Consider the following 20,801-nt stretch of genomic DNA (forward strand, 5'->3'; position numbering starts at 1 on the left):
ATGTAATTAGTATCTCATTCTCGCCAATGCTTTGGTCACCACCCGATACTATAAAGCAGCTAGATACCATGCCTCCAGTTCCCCTTTGATGCAATTGTTGCAAACTGACAACGTATCTCAAATAATAATGGTGTTGGCTATTTAAATAAATCAAGAATCTGGTTGCGCTCAATCGAATCGGCTGCGGCTGGCAGCGCGGAAGGTCCATCTTCAGCAGAAGGTTCACTCCCTTCGATTACCTCGGCGTCAGTCGGAAGCTCAGATACATCGATATGCTCAAGGTCAAGCTCAATTTTTTTGACGAAGCCCACACCTGGCGTTACGTTATTATAATAGAACTCGCCGTCGAATAAGACGATATTAGCAGGCATAGGAGCCTGATATTGGGGTTCATTGCGCAAAGCACGGCCCATATAGTCGACCCAAATTGGCAAAGCCAGCCGAGCACCATATTCACGGGTACCCAAGCTTTTGGGTTGATCGTATCCAAGCCAGACAACCGCCACCAAGTTATGCTGAAAACCGGTGAACCAGCCATCCCGCGCCTGGTTAGTCGTCCCCGTTTTGCCCGCTAAATCTGTGCGTTTTAAAATATTTGTCCCTGCCCCTGTACCATTTTGCGCAGCGGACTGCAGCAGTTGGGTCATCAGCCAGGCATTACGCTCTTCCAACACCCGCGGGGCATCTTGGCCAGCAATTAAGGGAGGCGGACTCGGCAGTTCTTCGCCGTTTGTGGTGGTTATTTTGGCAATCAGATAGGGTACCACCCGGTAGCCGCCATTCGCGAATACTGCGTAAGCGCTTGCCATTTGTAGAGGTGTGGCCGACCCTGCGCCAAGAGCCAATGGCAAATACGGAGGAAGCTTACTTTCTTCAAAACCAAATTTGCTGCTAATAAAATCCCGCGCATATTGCAGGCCAATATAATTCAAAATACGGATCGAGACTAGATTTTTCGATTTTTCAAGGGCAGTGCGTAAAGTCATTGGGCCGTCGGGTTGATCATCATCTTTGGGCTCCCATGCGTTTCTTCCAGGACCAGATGGAAAATAAAGCGGTGCGTCGTTGATAATCGTGGCCGGTCCTATTTTTTTATCCAGTGCGGCAGAATAAATGAATGGCTTAAAACTAGAGCCAGGTTGGCGCCAGGCTTGCGTAACGCGATTAAATTTGTTTCTGCCAAAATCGAAGCCCCCGACTAACGCACGTATCGCGCCATCTTGAGGAGTCAGCGATACCAATGCGCCTTCCACTTGTGGCATTTGTGTAATCGCCCAGCGGCCGTTCTTGGTCCGCATCACCCGGATAATAGCGCCCGCTTTAATACGCTTAGCCTCTGGCGCACCCGTACTTAACGCGAGCGATGCAAAACGTAAATCATCACCCTCCAGCATGATCAAATCGCCGTTTAATAATTCAGCTTGTACTTTCTTTGGATACGCTGACAACACCACCGCTCTTATCAATTCTTCGTCGGGCTCTTTCTGCAAAGCTTCAAGAATGGCTTGCTCGCGAGCATCTGATTTGGCCGGCAATTTAATATAGGCTTCAGGTCCGCGATAACCATGGCGTTGTTCATAATCCATAATTCCTTTGCGCATGGCTCGATAAGCTGCCATTTGATCAACTGATCGAAGCGTGGTGACTACGTTAAAACCCTGTGTGTAAATTTCCTCTTTATATTGTTCATACATATACTGGCGGACCATTTCGGCAGCATGTTCGGCATGCATGCTAAATGGATTGCTCGCGCTCTTAAGTTGTAATTCTTCACGTAAAGCCGCTTCATATTGCGTCGCATCGATATAATGCAAATCAAGCATACGCTTTAGAATGTGCGCTTGTCTGATTTTTGCGCGCTTTGGATTAACAATCGGATTATTGGTGGATGGCGCTTTAGGTAGGCCCGCTAGCATGGCTGCTTGCGCGAGCGTAATATCTTTAAGATCTTTACCAAAATACACGTTAGCTGCGGCAGCAAACCCATATGCCCGCTGTCCTAGATAAATCTGATTCATATAGGCTTCAAGAATCTGATCTTTATTCAGGGTCGCTTCAATTCGATAGGCCAACAGCACTTCAACGAGTTTACGCCCCCAGCTTTTTTCGTTACTTAAAAAGAAATTACGCGCAACTTGCATCGTAATCGTACTGGCCCCTTGAACCGCGTCAGTGCGCAATATATCGGCCAGCAGCGCTCGTACCATGCCAATCAAATCAACCCCGCCATGCTCATAGAAACGAGCGTCTTCAATCGCTAACACAGCATTTTTCATGGTCTGCGGGATTTCGTCTAAGTGCACTGCTTGACGTCGCTCAATACCAAACTCGCCAATCAGGACATGATCGGCAGTGTAGACCCGCAACGGAGCTTTGGGCTGGTAATCGGTCAGAGCATCAAGCGCTGGGAGCCTAGGGATAACCACAAGCAACAGATAAATAGCGAAAAGCACGCTTAACGACAAGAAAATTGCCGCAGCGCCGCCAAGCCACGCCAACAGCCTGCGTTTATCTAATAGAGGATGACGCTTAGCGCGCGTGGGCTCAGAGGGAGGAGTATGGATGGGTTGCATCGAGCGTATCGCCTATGAAAGAAATTTCGTCTTTGCATTTTGCCCAGCTCACTTTCTTGCCAGCTGGGCGGAGTACAGCTATTTACGGGTCGGTTTAGGCTTAGCTGAGTTTTCTCTTGTTTCGACACGGGGCGGCGGATCAGACGCTACCCTAACAAAAATCTCTCCTTTCTTAACCATGCCTAATTCATAGCGCGCGCGCTCCTCAATGGCGGCTGTGCCGTTCTGCAGATCGCGCACCTCTCCCACTAACTGCTCATTACGCAATTTTAGCTCCGCATTCTTTTGCTGCTGGCGTGCAAGCTGCTGTTTAAGCTCATGCACGCGCAACCAACCACCACGCCCCCACCACAGCGGATACTGGATGAGAATCAAAAGAATGGTTAAAACAATTGTAACAAGCCGCATCGTATGACAAAAAGGCTAGGGCACGACAAATTTCGCGCTCACGCACCACACGGTTGTGATCGCCCAGGCAAATAAACGCTATGAAAAACCACCGCTTTACAGTGACCCATTACCGCAAATTATAGAATGCGGCACGACCGCCATAGCTGGCAATCTCGCCTAAATCTTCTTCAATTCGCAGTAATTGATTATATTTTGCAATTCGATCGCTACGTGACAGCGATCCCGTTTTGATTTGCCCCACATTTAGACCTACCGCGATGTCAGCAATCGTCACATCCTCCGTCTCGCCCGAGCGATGCGAGACCACAGCTGTATAAGCAGCACGCTTTGCCATTTCAATCGCGGCAAAGGTCTCCGTCAGAGTGCCAATTTGATTAATTTTGATCAAGATTGAATTGGCGATGCCACTGTCAATGCCTTGTTTCAAAATACGCGTATTGGTTACGAACAAATCATCGCCAACTAATTGGATTTTTTTACCCAATTTATCCGTTAATAGCCGCCAACCGTCCCAGTCGTTTTCAGCCATGCCGTCTTCGATAGATACAATAGGAAATTTATCAGCCAACGCGCTCAGATAATCAGTAAATTCATTCGCGTGTAGTTGTAGCCCTTCTCCAGCAAGTTGATAACGCCCATCTCGATAAAATTCGGTCGCGGCACAATCAAGCGCCAGTAAAACATCTTCACCCACCCGGTAGCCCGCCACTTCTATCGCTTGCAATATCGTCGACAAACACTCCTCGTTGCTAGCAAAATCCGGCGCAAAACCACCTTCATCGCCAACCGCTGTGCTCATCCCGCGCTTTACCAAAATCTTTTTGAGCGCGTGAAACACTTCAGTGCCGCAACGCAAAGCCTCACGGAAACTCGGCTGACTCATCGGCACAATCATAAATTCTTGAATATCCAGGCGATTGTTCGCATGAGCGCCGCCGTTGACGATATTCATCATCGGCACTGGCATTTGCATCGCGGCTGAGCCACCAAAATACCGATACAGGGGTAAGCCCGCTTCTTCAGCCGCCGCTTTTGCCACCGCCATGGATACCGCTAGCAATGCATTAGCGCCAAGTCGCGCTTTGTTATCAGTGCCATCGAGCTCAAGTAAGATTTTATCCAAAAACGCTTGTTCACAAGCATCAAGACCGATCACTGCTTCGCAAATTTCAGTATTAATATGTTCGACCGCTTTGAGCACCCCTTTACCTAAGTAACGGCTAGGCTCGCCATCGCGCAACTCAATCGCTTCGCGTGAGCCGGTTGAAGCGCCTGATGGCACCGCTGCCCGGCCCATGGTGCCTGATTCGAGTAATACATCGCATTCGACCGTAGGGTTACCCCGGGAATCTAGTATTTCGCGGCCGATAATGTCAACGATGGCACTCATATTTTCCTCAAAAAAGTCGTTAGGTTGAAAAGCCCTGATTTAATTAAAATCATGCTCAAGCCATGGAGCTCGCTTGACAGCCGCATCTAATGTGCTAAGCGTTTCAAGCAACGCGCGCATGCGTTTAAGCGGTACCGCATTAGGGCCATCTGATTTTGCCTTAGACGGCTCTGGATGGGTTTCCATGAAAAGCCCAGCAATGCCCGTCGCCACTGCCGCCCGAGCCAGCACTGGAATAAACTGACGCTCACCGCCTGAAGCAGTGCCCTGCCCACCGGGCAACTGCACTGAATGGGTGGCATCAAATACAACTGGCGCCCCCGTCTCGCGCATAATCGCTAGCGCTCGCATATCAGAAACCAGGTTGTTGTAACCAAATGATACCCCCCGTTCACACGCCATGAACCGATCTTCATCAAGCCCTGCCTCGCGTGCCGCGATACGCGCTTTGTCGATAACATGTTTCATATCATGCGGAGCAAGAAACTGCCCTTTTTTAATATTCACAGGTTTACCGGAACGCGCACAGGCTTGAATAAAGTCCGTTTGGCGGCACAAAAAAGCTGGGGTTTGCAAGACATCGACGACTTCAGCTGCCAACGGCACTTCATCTTTGGTGTGCACATCCGTTAGCACCGGCACGCCAATCTGCTGCTTCACTTTTGCCAGAATATGCAGTCCTGCATCTATGCCCAAGCCACGGAATGACTGGCCTGAGCTGCGGTTGGCCTTATCATATGAGCCTTTATAAATGAACGGAATACCTAACTCAGCACACATTTCTTTGAGCGTGCCTGCCGTATCTAGCGTAAGTTGTTCAGATTCGATAACACAGGTGCCCGCAATCAGAAAAAATGGCTGGTTAAGGCCTACTTCGAGGTTACCAAGCTTCATGCAAGACTCCCCGTGGGGGCTGCAGTCTCGCTACGACTACACTGATAATTAAGCGCGGCTGTTACAAAGGCTTTAAAAAGCGGGTGCCCATCGCGTGGGGTCGAAGTAAATTCAGGGTGGAATTGCACCCCCACAAACCAGGGATGCAAATCACTACGTAACTCCATCATCTCAGGTAAATTTTCAGTCGGAGTGCGCGCGCTAATTAACATTCCCTGCGTTTCAAGCATTGGCACGAAATGATTGTTGACCTCATAACGATGACGATGGCGCTCGTTAACATGAGTGCCATAGATTGCTTCAGCACGCGTAGCTGGTCTGATTGGACAGCGCTGAGCGCCTAGACGCATGGTCCCGCCCAAATCTGAGTTCGCACTACGCTTCTCAACCCGGCCATCGCTCTCTTGCCATTCAGTAATCAGCGCGACTACCGGATACGGCGTTGCCGGTTCAAACTCAGTACTATTGGCCTGGCTCAACCCTGCCACATGGCGGGCGAACTCAATCACCGCAAGCTGCATCCCCAGGCAAATACCCAAATAGGGGACTTTGGCTTCGCGCGCGTATTGAATCGCGGCGATTTTACCTGCCGTACCTCGCGGGCCAAAACCACCCGGCACCAAAATTGCATCTAAATGCGCAAGACTATATGGCCCGTCTCTTTCGATCAGCTCTGAATCAATATATTCGATGCTGACCTCAGTCGAAGTGTGAATTGCTGCGTGTTTTAACGCCTCGATTAACGATTTATAAGATTCAGTCAGCTCAACATACTTACCCACCATCCCAATCACCACACGATGTTGGGGGCGCTCAAGCGCCTCAACCAGCTTAGCCCATACCGATAAATTAGCGGGTGCAGGCATTAACCCAAGTTCATTACAGATGATTTCATCAAGGCCTTGGTTATGCAGCATTTGTGGAATTTTATAAATATTATCGACATTCCAGACTGAAATTACAGCCTCTTGCGGCACATTCGTAAAGAGCGAAATTTTAGCGCGCTCATCGGCCGGAATCGGGCTTTGAGCACGGCACAGCAATGCATGCGGCAAAATGCCAATTTCTCGCAGCTTTTGCACGCTATGTTGAGTGGGCTTGGTTTTCAGTTCACCCGCAGCCTCTAGATAAGGCACCAACGTCAAATGCACGAAGCAAGCCTGACGACGCCCCAAGCGCGAACTCATTTGCCGCGCAGCTTCAAGAAAAGGAAGGGATTCAATATCGCCTACCGTGCCGCCGATTTCAACGATTGCAACATCAGGTTCGCCACATGTTGCCGCTCGCGCGCCACGCTCTATAAAAGCCTGAATTTCGTTCGTGATATGCGGAATCACTTGCACGGTTTTGCCAAGATATTCGCCACGACGCTCTTTACGAATGACTGATTCATAAATTTGCCCAGTCGTAAAGTTGTTCGCCTTGCGCATCTTAGTGCTAATAAAACGCTCATAATGACCGAGATCAAGATCTGTCTCTGCACCGTCTTCCGTCACGAATACTTCGCCGTGCTGAAATGGACTCATGGTGCCGGGATCGACATTGATATACGGATCAAGTTTAAGCAGAGTTACTTTAAGGCCACGCGATTCAAGAATCGCGGCCAGTGAAGCAGCGGCAATGCCTTTGCCAAGAGAAGAGACGACACCGCCGGTCACAAACACGTATTGAGTCATTGCTAAATTGCTCGCAGGAAAGCCGAATTATACCGTGTGCAAGCGTTTATGTGTTTATGCTCTCTTACCAAATATTTGATTTTGACGTCTTTAGAGCACTTCAATTTTGCACCAGCTAGCCTGCGCCCTAAACGAATTGGCCTTAGTTTGGCTTAACTCTGCTTATGCCATCAATGTCCCATCCAATAACGTCGGCGCGCTGTGCGATAGCGTTCAACAAAAATTTCAGTGCCGGCGCTTTGAAACTGCACCGCGCCATCTTGGTCACTCCGATGCAAGGTAATGCCATACGCTTGATAACGAGCTACTACCCCTGCATTAGGGTGCTTAAAGCGATTGCGATAACCGACTTGAAAAACTGCATCACGCGGCGCCACAGCCGCCAAAAAATCCGCGCTTGATGAGGTTCGACTGCCATGATGTGGCGCTAACAATATGGTTGCGCTTAATGCCGCGGGTTGCTGCGCCAACAAAGCGCGCTCTTCACGCGCCTCAATATCGCCTGGCAGCAATGCGGCATGATGCGTGTTACTCACATGTAAAACACAACTGACTTGATTGCGCAGCTCACGTCCCCGATTTTTTTGAGAGGCTTTTAAGGGAGTCCCACGCTTAGATTTTTCATCAGGCCATAGCATAGTAAAAGTCACGCCGTCCCACACCCAACTTTCGCCTGCACGACATTCAGCAGAATCCTTAACGTGTTGTGCGCGCGCTTGACGCCATAACGGATGCTTAGGCACTAGGGAGGCGCGCATGCGAACGACTGGCAACTCAGCCAACACTGTCCTCGCACCGCCTGCATGATCCGTATCTGCATGGCTAATCACCAGCGCATCGAGCTGTTTGATGCCCCGTGCACGAAGAAATGGCATCACAATTCGTTGGCCTGCGTCAGAAGTTACGTCGTAACGCGGTCCGGTATCAAACAGCAGGCGATGGTGAGCCGTTTCAATCAAGGCTGCGGCGCCTTGCCCTACATCTAGCACCGTCATACGAAATTCACCTTCTGCGGGCGCGGATGAAGGCGGTACAGCCAATGGCAAAAATAACAGTGGCGCAGCACCACGCAAGGGCCAACCTGGCAGCAGCAAACTCCAGCCAATGCCAAGCGCAGCAAATGCCAGGGCTAACGCATCTGGCGTGCGTAATGAATACAGCGCCCATGACGGGGCAGCAATCACATCCAGCACCGCGGCCAACACCACCAAGCATGCATGGGCGGCTTGCAACGCAAAAATATCAAGTGGCGCTGGCACTACCATCCCTATCAATACAAGAGGCGTGACTAAAAAGCTCACCCACGGAATTGCAAAGGCGTTCGCTAACGGGCTTAATAATGGTACTTGCGCAAACCAAAGAGCCGTCAATGGGATCAAACCAAGGCTGACCGCTACTTGAATTTGAGCCGCTGTCTTGAACCCTAATAACATTCGGTGCCATTGAGATGTTAGCCGACGATGGATACTGGCTATAGACCACTGACGCCCGACTTTGACTTTAGCCACCTGATCGACTGACTCAGAGTGCGTGACACGACTGGCGCTAGCGGCCAGCAAAATCACCGCCACCGCACCAAACGAGAGCCAACAGCCTGCCGACGTCAGCGCCCAAGGGTCAAGCGTAACCACCACGGCCAAAGCCCAGGCCAAAACTGCCGAGGCTGCAACGCGACGCGCACTTAAAAAAGATATCCCAACGATCAGGAGCATCAACAATGCTCGTTGTGCGGGTACGCCAAACCCAGCCAAGCCAGCATAGAGGAAACCCGCGCCCGCACCCGCCACAGCAGCAACTCGCGGCGCCGCCAGCCATAGTGGCCAATCCTTGCCGATCCAGCAAGAGCGCCGCCATAACCAGCTCGCTAGCGCCGCAGCAAAACCAGCGACGAGGGAAATATGCAAACCCGAAATTGCCACCAGATGATTGGTACCCGTACGCGTAAAGCGTTGCCTATCATCTGGAGAAATGCCCATTTGCAGTCCAAGCGCAAGTGCGCTCACGATTCCTGTATGGGGTGCATTACCTAACACTTCATTGATACGCCTATGCTGTCTATCACGCCAACCTTCAAGCATAATCAGAAGACTATTAGCATGCCCCAACCTGCGCTGTGGTGTAGGGTGTTCACGCACATAACCCGTCGCCCGCAGATTACGCTCAAGCATAGAGGCCTCAAGATCAGCCGCGTGATAATTAGCATTGCCATGTGGACGCACCAGCCGCACCGTGAACGTCCAACGCTCGCCTGGACGCAGGCGTACAGGCGTCAGCCCCGCTTGTGCGTACCAACTGAGTTGGACCAAACGCGGCATAAAAGGCGCGGTGGGGTCGCTCTGCTCAATTTTGAAAATAAAACGCGTACGGCGTGCATCAGTTAATGGCACACTGGCGATAATGCCCGTCGCTTTAATATCGCGCCGCTCGAATTCAAGCGGCAATGTATAGGCTAAGCGCAGCTGCGCGCGCCAAGCAGCCCAACTATACCCTGCCAAAAAGGCCGCACACATGAGCCATAGAGTTCTGCCCCGCGGCCACTGCATACGATGTAAAACACGTGGAGCCACTGCCCACAGGCTCAGTGATGCAACACCTATGCATAAGCCCCAAAGCGAGGGAAGTTCAGCACTTTGCTGTAATGCCCAAGTCCCCGCAGCAAAGCAAACTAGCGCGACTCTTACCATATTGGCTCATATTGAGTTTCTGATTGCTTTAATTATGAGCAAATAGGCATTAGCCTGACCTAACGCGCCTCTAAAATTGGCTATTAGGCCTATAAAACTTACCTTCGACGTTTAGCTGTTTTATGTTTTAATGAATTAAAAATTGTGTTCAAAAATTCTTAATTCATGATATTATTAAGTTTAAATTTAAACCAAAATAAGGTTGAATGTAATGAGTGCTATCCCGTTTGATGCGCTATTATTCGTTGAAACTCTCACCGAAACAGGCATTGATGAAAAGCAAGCCAGAGCCATTTCTACTGCAGTGCATGATTCGTATAAAATAGCGCAATTCGTCACTAAAATAGATCTCCGTTTGTTTGAATCCAGAATTCGCGCAGACCTAGAAAAGCTAGCCATCGAACTTCGCCATGAAATAAGCGATCTACGTAAAGACATGAATACGCAGTTTGCGGCAGTTGACGCTAAGTTTGCGGCGGTTTACGCTAAATTAGAGAGTCTTCAACTACATTTAGTGATTAAAATCAGCTCCATTGTTGGCGGCATTCTGATTGCAGGCTTGGGGGCCTTGGGCATTTTTATAAAAGCCCTTGTTTCAACCCCTCTATAGCCATTCCAGAAAAAACCGTCAAACAACATTTGTTGCGAGTAAAGCGCCCTCTTTTAGCCGCAAGATCCGATCACAACGCATAGCAAGCTCGGCATCATGCGTGACAATCACAAAACTGGTATTTAAGGTCTGCGATAATTCAAGCAACAACTCAAATACTGTCTTGGCCGTGCTGGCATCAAGATTGCCGGTGGGTTCATCCGCTAGCACACAAGCAGGATCATTAACCAAGGCGCGTGCTACCGCCACCCGTTGCCGCTCTCCCCCTGACAGCTCGCCTGGACGATGCTTGGCACGCGCCATCAAGCCCATGCGCGCCAGCATTTGCGCAGCAATATCACGCGCCTTGGCCAGGGTAAGGCGACGGATCAAAAGTGGCATGGCAACATTATCTAGTGCGCTAAATTCCGGCAGCAAATGATGAAATTGGTAGATAAAACCTAACGCTTGATTACGCAACGTAGTACGCTGCTGATCATTGAGCACACTAAATGCTTTACCCAACAGGGACACATCCCCTTTATCCGGAGCATCCAGCCCACCTAAGATATGCAATAAAGTACTCTTGCCACAGCCTGATGCACCGACAATGGCAAGCTTTTCTCCGCGCTGCACTGTTAACTGTACATTCTGTAGAACTTCCAAGCGTGTGCTAGCCTGGGCAAAAGTTTTTGTAATTCCGCTGGCCTGCAACACGATTTCTGCAGCCGGATTTTGCGGCTGGCTGGGTTTATTCATAACGCAAAGCCTCCGCAGGTTGCACGCGGGCAGCCTGCCAACTGGGGTATAGCGTTGCCAGCACAGATAATAAACAAGAGATGGCACCAATTTTGGTCACATCTAATAGCTTGAGGTCTGATGGCAACTCGCTAATAAAATAAATACTAGGGGGCAAAAAGCGGATACCCAATATATGCTCGATAAACGGCACAATAGTCGGAATATTGACCGCAATTAAACAGCCTAACGCCACGCCCAGCAGAGTACCAATCAAACCAATGGTCATGCCTTGCACCATAAAGATTTTCATAATCGAAGCCGGTTGTGCGCCTAGCGTGCGTAAGATGGCAATATCAGCCTGCTTGTTCGTCACGGTCATGACCAATGAGGAAACTAAATTAAAGGTAGCGACTGCAATAATCAGCGTCAAAATAATGAACATCATACGTTTTTCAATTTGCACCGCCGCAAACCAAGTCTGGTTCTGTCGAGTCCAGTCTCGGATATAAAGGTTGCCTGACAATGAGCGGGTCAGCTCAAGAGCAATGTTTGGCGCACGCTGCATATCTTGTAAACGCAGCCGCACGCCGGTTGGGCCGGCTAAACTGAAAAGCGTCTGCGCATCAGCGATATTCATTAAGGCTAAAGCACTATCAAACTCGTAATGTCCCGACTCAAAAATACCGGTCACGGCAAATTGCTTGAACCGCGGCAGCATGCCAAGCGGCGTCAATGAGCCTTGCGGTACAAGCAAAATCAGTTTATCACCCACTTCGGCCCCAAGCTGTTGCGCTAGCTGCGCACCTAATACAATGCCAAAATCACCCGGCTTTAGATCCGCTAAACGCCCCGCCTTCATCTCCGCGCCTAGGCCCGATACGTGTTGCTCAAGAGATGGCTCTACCCCACGCAATACAACACCTCTCATCTCACCTTGGCGAGTCAATAACCCTTGCGCCTCGACATACGGCGCAGCCGCCAGCACGGCTGGGTTGCGCAATGCTTCATGCGCGGTTTGCCGCCAATCAGTCAGTCTCCCGTTAGGCGCGAAAATTTCAACATGGGCAAGCACTGACAGCATCCGATCACGCACTTCTTTTTGAAAACCGTTCATGACCGAGAGCACGATAATCAGCGCCGCTACGCCAAGCGCAATGCCCGTCATTGACATCAGCGCAATAAAAGAAATAAAGCCATTGCCGGTGGTCCTTTTACCTGCACGCGTATAGCGCCAGCCAATCTGCCATTCGTAAGGAAGTTTCAAGTTAAGCTACCAAAATCAAAAATCAATATTAAATGGGAGTGGAGTTTGCCATACAATGCGGTTGCTATGACTATGCAATCTCCTGAGCTGCACCTTCTATTGCCGTTTTCGCTACCGGCCCAGCGCGCTGCCGACTATACGTTACCCGCTTTAGAGCAAGGTGCGCTAGCCAAATTCCTCGCCCGTGCAACCTTAACAGAAAAATCGGTCGGGACAGATTTTCAGCGTACATTACCGCATGAGCGCTGGCTGGCGCGGCGCTTTAATGTGATTGAATCAACTGCCATTGATGAAGCGCCGCTCGCGCCTTATATGCTGCTAGCCGATCAAGCACAAGCCCAAGCTGAGACAGCCGCTCATGCCGCCATGGATAGCCGTCTCAATCCTATCGCTCAACCAGACGAGACAACTGTTTGGGCGTGCGTAGAACCGGTGCATCTGCAACTTGCGCATGATCATCTCATTCTGATTGATCCAACGCATCTAATGCTTGCTGCGGATGAAGCCGCCGCCCTTCTTAAAACAGCTCAGCCGCTCATGACCTCACTAGGCATCACGCTGGTGGCGCCCACACCATTACGCTGGTATCTTTCAGCGCCCTCATTGCAAGGGATCTCAGGCGCTTCGCCACTACGCGCCGCTGGGCGTAATATTGAAATCTGGCTACCGCGCGAAACCCGAACAGACATGCCCTCACGCACATGGTTGAAGGTACAAAATGAAGTCCAGATGGCTTGGTTTGAAGATCCGATCAATCATGCACGCGAAACCCGTGGCGCTTATACCGCAAATTCGATTTGGCTCTATGCACAAGGCTCAGAGCGGCCCGTCACCCGTCCGTTCACCTGTATTTTAGCGAAAACGCCTGCAGCACGCGGCCTCGCACTTGCCGCGGGATTAGACGCGCCGCATCAAATCGGCTTTCCACCGGCTCACTTTAACTTGCTTGCCCCCTTTACCACTGCGCCAACGACTCACGCAGGCGCAGCCAAAATACTGGTTGAGCTCGATGCTCTAAGCGCGCCATTTTTGCAGCAAGATTGGCCTGGCTGGGCAGCCACGCTCTCGGCTCTTGAGCAGAACTGGTTCGCCCCGGCACTTGCTGCACTACAGAATGGAGCCTTGCGAACCTTGACTGTAACTCTATGTGGCGAAGTTTCTTCAATCACACTAACCGCAACGCGCGCTGATCTGCGCAAATTCTGGCGGCGCCGATCAACTGCCTCTTTGCTTGAAGCATGACTCAAATTATTCCGCGCCTAGCTGCGCCTGCTCGTACTGAAGTTTTAATTCGTAGCGGATTACATCCTGTGCTGGCCCGCTTATATGCGGCACGCGGCATTTGCCACACCCATGAGGTTGAAACTCACTTTGCGCGCCTCATCGCGCCAGATCAACTCAAAGGCATGAGCGCCGCCACCACCTTGCTTGCCGATACCCTTCAAACAGGCGGCAAAATGATCGTCATCGCAGACTATGATTGCGATGGTGCAACCGCTTGCGCCCTGGCTGTGCGGGGTCTACGCTTGTTTGGCGCACAGGTCGATTATCTAGTCCCTAATCGCTTTACATACGGCTATGGCCTGACTCCGGATATCGTTGCGCTGGCCGCTCAGCGAGAACCTAAGCTCCTGATTACAGTTGATAATGGCATTGCCAGCGTCGATGGGGTTGCTGCCGCCACGGCGCTCGGCCTAGATGTGCTGATCACGGATCACCATCTGCCTGGAGCAACATTACCCACTGCCCGCGCAATTGTTAACCCAAATCAACCAGGCTGCACATTTACGAGTAAAAACCTCGCTGGGGTAGGGGTTATGTTTTATGTTTTACTTGCCTTACGCGCTGAACTCCGTAAGCGCGGCGCCTTTAACAGCCGTCCAGAACCCCGCCTGGATAGCTTACTTGATCTAGTTGCGCTTGGCACTGTAGCGGATGTGGTTAAACTCGATGCCAATAACCGAATCCTGGTTGCCCAAGGACTCGCGCGCATCCGCTCTGGCCGGATGCAACCTGGCATTGCTGCCCTCTTTCGCGTCGCTGGCCGCGATGCGAAATGCGCGTCAGGTTTTGATCTTGGTTTTGCGCTTGGCCCCCGCCTTAACGCCGCCGGCCGCTTAGCGGATATGACGCTTGGCATTGAATGCTTGCTGACGGATGATGTTGGGCGCGCTTGGGCGCTGGTGCAACAACTGGATGCCATCAACCGCGAGCGGCGCGAAATCGAAGCCGAGATGCAACAAACAGCATTTGCTGAACTAAGTGAGGTTGATCCATCGGGTTGTGCCACCCTGACCCTCTTCAATCCAAGTTGGCACCAAGGCGTCATAGGGATTGTCGCAGGACGGCTCAAAGAACGTTTTTTCCGGCCCACGATAACCTTTGCGCCAGCGGATGACGGTGGCGAGCTGGTTAAAGGCTCTGGACGCTCGATTCCAGGCTTTCATTTACGGGATGCGCTCGATCTGATTTCAAAGCGGCATACAGGTTTATTAATCCAATTTGGCGGCCATGCAATGGCGGCTGGATTGACCCTACGCACCGTCGATGTACCGCACTTTAAGCAAGCTTTTGAAGCAATTGGCCGAGAATGGCTGGGTCCTAACGCATTGACCCGCGTGTTAGAAACGGATGGCGATCTTGAAGAGGCTTATTTCACCCCGCAGTTTGTTGAATTACTCGACAATTTAGTTTGGGGGCAAGGTTTTCCAGCACCGATTTTCTCTACTGAATTTGAGATTGCCTCACAAGCATTAGTCAAAGAGCGGCATCTAAAGCTCCAATTAATACGCGGCAGACACCGTTATCAAGCGATTTGGTTCAACCGCACAGAGCCATTGCCGGCCCGCGCACTGATTGCCTACCGGCTGGTACGCGATACTTGGAATGGCGTTGCACGCCTGCAATTGGTGGTGGAGCATGCGCTTGGTTAAACCATGGTTTTCATCGCATAGCAAAACCTTTGGGCGGTGACGGTCGCGCTCACAACAGCCCTGATTGATTCAATCATAGATACAGACTGAGGCCAAGCTTATAGGGCGCCATCCTCGCCAATCCGCTATAATTCTTTTTTTTCAGCAAAGAATACGCTTAATATGGAAGCAGAACGTCTAAACTCCATCAATGCCACCCTAACCAGCTTATGCACTCGTGCTGAAGAGCTTCGGGGGTTTCTTTGACTATGATGCCAAAAAAATCCGTTTAGGCGCCCTGAATCAAGAGCTTGAAGATCCTGCTATCTGGAGCGATACAAAGCGCACCCAAGCTCTTGGCAAAGAAAAAAAACAGCTCGAAGGAGTGGTCACTATGCTCACTTCTTTGGATGGTGACTTACGCAATACCCAAGACCTTTTCGAGCTAGCGCGCGAAGAAGCAGATGAAGACATGCTTTCAGCCGTCGAAGTAGACGTCACTACGTTAGCCGTCCACGTGGCAGATATTGAATTTCGCCGTATGTTCAATCACCCAGCTGACCCTAATCATTGCTTTGTGGATATCCAAGCAGGTGCAGGCGGAACCGAAGCGTGTGATTGGGCCTCTATGCTCTTGCGACAATATCTCCGCTACTGCGAACGCAAAGGTTTTAAAACCAGCTTGCTAGAAGAATCCGCAGGCGAGGTCGCAGGCATTAAAAGCGCAACAATTAAGGTCGAAGGCGAATATGCGTATGGCTACTTACGGACTGAAACCGGTGTGCACCGACTTGTGCGTAAATCTCCGTTTGACTCATCTGGCGGACGACATACGTCATTCGCTTCTGTATTTGTCTATCCGGAAGTGGATGATTCAATCGAAGTAGACGTTAATCCAGCTGATTTACGAATTGACACGTTCCGCGCCTCGGGCGCAGGCGGACAGCATATTAATAAAACGGATTCCGCCGTGCGCATCACCCACATGCCTAGCGGGATCGTCGTGCAATGCCAAAGCGACCGCTCGCAGCACCGTAATCGGGCTGAAGCGATGGCCATGCTAAAGGCGCGTTTATATGAAGCTGAACTGCGCAAACGGCAGGCCGAACAAGACAAACTTGAATCCAACAAAACCGATGTGGGCTGGGGCCATCAAATCCGCTCTTATGTACTGGATCAAAGCCGTATTAAAGATTTACGCACGGGTGTCGAAATCAGCAATACGCGCGCAGTATTAGATGGCGATCTTGATGACTTGATCAGCGCCAGCCTAAAACAAGGTGTATAAACATTCGCTAGAAATAAATTATGACTGATGCCACCCCAGTGCCGACCAGTATTCATGAGCGGCAAGAAAAATTAAACACATTACGCGCGCAAGGTTGCGCCTATCCAAACGATTTTCGGCCCACCCATCAAGCCAGCGAGCTCCACACCCAATATGCGGAGGCTGACAAAGAAACGCTTGCAGCGCACGCTCTCGAAGTGACGCTTGCCGGACGCATGATGCTCAAGCGTATTATGGGTAAAGCCAGCTTCGCTACGGTTCAAGATGGCGCGGCGCAAATTCAATTTTTTATTACTCCCGCCGAAGCCGGGCCAGAAACCTACGAAGCGTTTAAAAAATGGGATCTCGGCGATATTATTGCGGCGCGTGGTTTACTTTTTCGCACGAATAAGGGGGAGCTGTCGATACGCTGTACCAGCCTACGGTTATTAACGAAAGCGTTACGGCCGCTGCCCGACAAATTCCATGGACTCGCTGATCAGGACATGCGCTATCGGCAACGTTATGTCGATTTGATCGTTACGCCAAGTACCCGCAAAACCTTTATCGCGCGCACGAACACAATTTCATCTATCCGCCGCCAGATGGAAGCTGCGGATTTTCTTGAAGTTGAAACACCGATGCTGCACCCGATCCCCGGGGGGGCTGCCGCCCAGCCTTTCGAGACGCATCATAATGCACTCGATATGCAAATGTTTTTGCGGATTGCGCCAGAGCTTTATTTGAAACGGCTGATTGTGGGTGGCTTTAAACGCGTCTTTGAGATCAACCGTAATTTTCGTAATGAAGGTGTCTCGCCGCGGCATAACCCCGAATTTACGATGATGGAATTCTACGCAGCTTATACTGATTATCAGTGGCTGATGGATTTCACCGAAAAATTGATTCAATACGCTGCAATTGACGCGTTAGGCACTGCCCAGATTCACTATCAAGGCCAAGAGCTCAACCTGACAGCACCCTTTCAGCGCTTAACTATCACGCAAGCGATTACACACTATAATAGTGTCTACCGTGATGCGCCTTTAAGCGATAAATCGTTTTTGACCAACGAGCTTAAAAAGCTAGGCGTGAATATTCACGATGTCAAATTTCTCAATGCAGGCATTGGCGCACTCCAGCTCGCGTTATTTGAAGAGACAACTGAAGCCAAGCTATGGCAGCCGACTTATATTATTGATTATCCGCTTGAAGTCTCACCGCTAGCGCGGGCATCAGATACTCAACCCGGCCTTACCGAGCGCTTCGAACTCTTTATTGCTGGCCGCGAAATTGCCAATGGCTTTTCTGAATTAAACGACCCGCAAGACCAAGCCACACGCTTTAAGAAACAGGTCGAGCAGAAGAATGCTGGGGACGCAGAAGCCATGTACTATGATGCCGATTATATTCGCGCACTTGAATACGGGATGCCCCCTACTGGCGGCTGCGGTATTGGCATCGATCGGCTGGTTATGTTATTGACTGATAATGCGAGTATCCGCGATGTGATCTTGTTCCCGCATCTACGGCGCGAAGATCCGGCATAACGCAATTGAGCCATGGTCGATCCGACTCTTCTTAATTTTATACGTCTTCAACAATTTCTTACACATTTAAACAACTGTCAACGCGCGGATCACAGACACTACGTTTCATAGCAAACGAAACGTCTGTCAACGGGATCCAGCATGAAAAACTCAAGCACGCCTGCAACTCACCGTTCTAATCAACTTCATCCGCTGGTTGCGCTCGCCACAGCGGCTGTGCTGATCACGTGCTTGATCGTGGTCGCCGCGGTTACGGACGTTCTGCCAACCGCATTGAGTAAAACCACTCCCAGTCAAGCGCTACCAAATTCAAGCGCGCCGAATCATTTAGCGCAGATCATGCCTGCGCCGGTCGCAAGCGATGCACAGCCACCCCACACCGTGCAAACCAACGGCCCAATCCAGTCCGTGCAACCCGATACCGCTCAGCCCGTAGTTAGCCAATCACAACCTGCCGTGTCATGCGTATTATGCGGCGTAGTTGAGTCAGTACGAGTCGTGCAATTGCCTGGGCATAGCACTGGCGTTGGCGCACTAGGCGGTGCCGTCGCCGGCGGCGTCGTGGGCAATCAGTTTGGCAGTGGTAGCGGCCGCACTGCCATGACACTCCTTGGCGCTTTAGGCGGTGGGCTCGCCGGTAATTCAGTCGAGCGCAATCTCAACACTCATGCTATTTACAAAGTCAGAGTGAGAATGGAAAACGGCTACCGGCAAACCTTTACTTATCACTATGCGCCCCCTTATCAACCCGGTCATCGAGTGCGCGTGCTACACGGCTCACTTTCACGCATTACCTAAGTCCTAAACGCTTAATCTGGTCAACCGTTTCAAATCCGGGCAAGTTATACTAGTGAAATGAAACTCGCAAGCTGGAACATTAATTCACTCAACGTCCGCCTCCCACATGTTATCGACTGGCTTAGCGCTAATCCAGTCGATGTGCTTTGTTTGCAAGAACTCAAACTGCCAAATGAAAAGTTCCCTTATGCGCAGTTAAAAGCCATTGGCTATCACAGCTTCTACTTAGGCCAAAAAACCTATAATGGGGTCGCTATCCTCGCGCGGGACGGCACACCATTTAATGAAGCTAGCATCCAACGCAATATTCCGGGTTTTGACGATCCGCAGCAACGGCTGCTTGCAGTTACGCTGAACGGCATCCGCATCATTTGCGCGTATTTCCCGAACGGCCAAGCGCCAGGAACCGACAAATTCGCTTATAAACTCAAATGGATGGACGCACTAAGTCATTGGCTGGTGGGCGAATTGGCGGCACACGAACGGTTAGCCTTACTCGGAGATTACAATATTGCCCCGGCTGAGTGCGATGTACACGATCCCTTGGCCTGGGAAGGGCACAATCTGGTTTCTCCCGATGAGCGAGCGGCATTTGCCAAACTGTGCGCACTGGGTCTTACCGACGCCTTCCGCTGCTTTGAACAAGCTGAAAAATCTTATAGTTGGTGGGATTACCGCATGCTTTCGTTTCGTCGCAATGCCGGACTCAGAATTGATCACATCCTGCTCTCGCCTCCCCTGACGGCGGCTTGCGAACGCTGCATTATTGATAAAACCCCGCGTGGCTGGCTCCAGCCCTCTGACCATGCTCCGGTCATTGCAGAAATCAGAGATTGACTGAGACGCCAGTGCCAAACTCAAACGAATGCACTTTATTTAAACAGTGATAACTGCGTGATGATCCGCCTGACCAGTTGATTCACCGCAGCGGAAAGAGGCCTGCCCCGCCTAACAAATAAACGACACTCAGTATTGCTTCGAACGAGATTTTCGACCTCTAAAGGGACCAAACCATAAACCTCTTCAACCTCTGGCTTTAGACTCGTTACCATAAATGCCACGCCCTTACCGGCATTCACAAACCTTTCCAGCACAGTAATTGAATTCGTCGTCAAGGTGGGGGTTAATCTTATTTTTTCCGACTCCTCTAATGCTTGGAGTATTTGCGACAAGCCCGAAGAGGAGGAAAAAAGTGCGAGTGGGTAGCGCAAGATATCCGCTACCATAATCTTATGCTGACTTGCCAACACATGATTTTTGCCTACCATTAAACGCAAGAATCGTTTCGTGCGAGCGCAGCAACGCAACTCAGGAAGATCCGGCGGGTTATGCGCCAAACCAATATGCGCAATATCTTGCGCCACCTGGGTCGCGGCTTCATTGGTCAATACCGTCTCAACATGAATCTTTAAGCGAGGATATTGTCGGCAAAAGTCATTCAGTACGTCATCCATCAGTGGCCCAATATACCCTTGATTCACCGCAAGATGGATATGACCACGCTGTAGTTCGCGCATTTCCTGCAGATCGGTTTCTAAATGCTTTTGGTGTGAGTGGCAGCTCCGGCAATATTCAAGCACAATTTCAGAAGCTTCGTTAGGCTGCAAACCACGTGGGTGACGCTCAAATAACGTCACTGCCAGTTCTTTTTCCAGCAATCGAATTTGCCGAGTCACCACCGACGGGGCAGTATTCAAAGTCTCTGCTGCTTCACGGATAGAGCCTTGGGTAAGCACTTCGTAAAAATACTGCATGCGCCGTTGGTTAATCTCGTTCATTAATTTGCCTTTATTTCATATCAACGCCCGTAAACCAGCGTTACCCCAACAAAACTTAGAGAAATTGAAAACTTTAGAGTGAGCTGCCTGGGTTAGCAAAGCCTGTGCCTTTTCTATATCAAATAACTTGTCTTTACGCGCGCCATTTGTTTAATGCCTTCCCCGCCACCAAAGTAACTTTAATCATAACCTTTTTAACGTCATTTCGGGATAATTTCCTGAAAACAACAAGCCCACGGAAAAATTTTGAATTTATTTGGCGCAAAACAATAAG

General features: G+C 50.4%; 15 protein-coding genes and 1 pseudogene. 7 read left to right on the forward strand and 9 right to left on the reverse strand.

The features are described 5' to 3' along the window. Window positions 1-137: 137 nt before the first annotated feature. The 6 genes and pseudogenes from MPB2EB_RS05600 to MPB2EB_RS05625 all read right to left on the reverse strand — a co-directional run bounded on the left by MPB2EB_RS05600 (window position 138) and on the right by MPB2EB_RS05625 (window position 9,628). Window positions 138-2,582, reverse strand: a complete 2,445-nt coding sequence (locus tag MPB2EB_RS05600) for a penicillin-binding protein 1A (protein WP_370576635.1) — start codon at window positions 2,580-2,582, stop codon at window positions 138-140. 93 nt (window positions 2,583-2,675) lie between these two features. Beyond that, window positions 2,676-2,981 (reverse strand): annotated as a pseudogene (gene ftsB, locus MPB2EB_RS05605) (cell division protein FtsB); the annotation flags it as partial. Between the two features lie 109 nt (window positions 2,982-3,090). After that, window positions 3,091-4,374, reverse strand: coding sequence for a phosphopyruvate hydratase (eno, locus tag MPB2EB_RS05610; protein ID WP_185181378.1), 1,284 nt, complete (start codon window positions 4,372-4,374; stop codon window positions 3,091-3,093). Window positions 4,375-4,413: 39 nt separating this feature from the next. Then, window positions 4,414-5,268, reverse strand: coding sequence for a 3-deoxy-8-phosphooctulonate synthase (gene kdsA, locus MPB2EB_RS05615; RefSeq protein ID WP_185181379.1), 855 nt, complete (start codon window positions 5,266-5,268; stop codon window positions 4,414-4,416). Beyond that, complete coding sequence (locus MPB2EB_RS05620) at window positions 5,265-6,944, reverse strand: CTP synthase (RefSeq protein WP_185181380.1); 1,680 nt, start codon at window positions 6,942-6,944, stop codon at window positions 5,265-5,267. Before MPB2EB_RS05620 ends, kdsA begins: the two co-directional genes overlap by 4 nt. A gap of 170 nt (window positions 6,945-7,114) precedes the next feature. Then, window positions 7,115-9,628, reverse strand: coding sequence for a DNA internalization-related competence protein ComEC/Rec2 (locus tag MPB2EB_RS05625; protein ID WP_185181381.1), 2,514 nt, complete (start codon window positions 9,626-9,628; stop codon window positions 7,115-7,117). Between the two features lie 211 nt (window positions 9,629-9,839). Between MPB2EB_RS05625 and MPB2EB_RS05630 the strand changes: the two genes are divergently transcribed. After that, window positions 9,840-10,238, forward strand: a complete 399-nt coding sequence (locus tag MPB2EB_RS05630) for a hypothetical protein (protein WP_185181382.1) — start codon at window positions 9,840-9,842, stop codon at window positions 10,236-10,238. An 18-nt stretch (window positions 10,239-10,256) separates the two neighbouring features. Here the strand turns inward: MPB2EB_RS05630 and lolD are convergent, their stop codons facing one another. Both lolD and MPB2EB_RS05640 read right to left on the reverse strand, forming a co-directional pair. After that, window positions 10,257-10,976, reverse strand: a complete 720-nt coding sequence (gene lolD, locus MPB2EB_RS05635) for a lipoprotein-releasing ABC transporter ATP-binding protein LolD (RefSeq protein ID WP_185181383.1) — start codon at window positions 10,974-10,976, stop codon at window positions 10,257-10,259. Next, the gene (locus tag MPB2EB_RS05640; RefSeq protein WP_185181384.1) at window positions 10,969-12,222 is read right to left on the reverse strand and encodes a lipoprotein-releasing ABC transporter permease subunit; all 1,254 of its coding nucleotides are present in this window, start codon (window positions 12,220-12,222) and stop codon (window positions 10,969-10,971) included. The genes lolD and MPB2EB_RS05640 overlap by 8 nt, the downstream gene beginning before the upstream one ends. Before the next feature lie 72 nt (window positions 12,223-12,294). On the opposite strand from MPB2EB_RS05640, the gene MPB2EB_RS05645 reads away from it, so the two are divergent. From MPB2EB_RS05645 to xth, 6 genes are all read left to right on the forward strand, one after another. Beyond that, the gene (locus MPB2EB_RS05645; protein ID WP_185182675.1) at window positions 12,295-13,464 is read left to right on the forward strand and encodes a regulator; all 1,170 of its coding nucleotides are present in this window, start codon (window positions 12,295-12,297) and stop codon (window positions 13,462-13,464) included. Further along, window positions 13,461-15,155, forward strand: a complete 1,695-nt coding sequence (gene recJ / locus MPB2EB_RS05650; protein WP_185181385.1) for a single-stranded-DNA-specific exonuclease RecJ — start codon at window positions 13,461-13,463, stop codon at window positions 15,153-15,155. Before MPB2EB_RS05645 ends, recJ begins: the two co-directional genes overlap by 4 nt. Window positions 15,156-15,317: 162 nt before the next feature. Then, window positions 15,318-16,422, forward strand: a protein-coding gene (prfB, locus tag MPB2EB_RS05655) for a peptide chain release factor 2 (RefSeq protein WP_185181386.1) whose coding sequence is annotated in 2 segments (ribosomal slippage) — window positions 15,318-15,389 and window positions 15,391-16,422 — 1,104 coding nt in all. Because the reading frame shifts where the segments join, the coding sequence is not laid out codon by codon here. Between the two features lie 20 nt (window positions 16,423-16,442). After that, window positions 16,443-17,951: a lysine--tRNA ligase gene (gene lysS, locus MPB2EB_RS05660; protein WP_185181387.1), complete on the forward strand. Its 1,509-nt coding sequence runs from the start codon at window positions 16,443-16,445 to the stop codon at window positions 17,949-17,951. Between the two features lie 141 nt (window positions 17,952-18,092). Next, on the forward strand, window positions 18,093-18,749 hold the full coding sequence (locus MPB2EB_RS05665) for a glycine zipper 2TM domain-containing protein (protein WP_185181388.1): 657 nt from the start codon (window positions 18,093-18,095) through the stop codon (window positions 18,747-18,749). A 57-nt stretch (window positions 18,750-18,806) separates the two neighbouring features. Next, window positions 18,807-19,586 (forward strand): exodeoxyribonuclease III, encoded by a 780-nt coding sequence (xth, locus tag MPB2EB_RS05670; protein ID WP_185181389.1) that lies wholly within the window; start codon window positions 18,807-18,809, stop codon window positions 19,584-19,586. A 35-nt stretch (window positions 19,587-19,621) separates the two neighbouring features. Here xth and MPB2EB_RS05675 read toward each other — a convergent pair whose 3' ends face one another. Further along, window positions 19,622-20,527: a LysR family transcriptional regulator gene (locus MPB2EB_RS05675; RefSeq protein ID WP_185181390.1), complete on the reverse strand. Its 906-nt coding sequence runs from the start codon at window positions 20,525-20,527 to the stop codon at window positions 19,622-19,624. Window positions 20,528-20,801 lie beyond the last annotated feature (274 nt).

Origin of the sequence: Mycoavidus sp. B2-EB (genome assembly GCF_014218255.1) — a bacterium.
Classification (GTDB): Bacteria; Pseudomonadota; Gammaproteobacteria; order Burkholderiales; family Burkholderiaceae; genus Mycoavidus.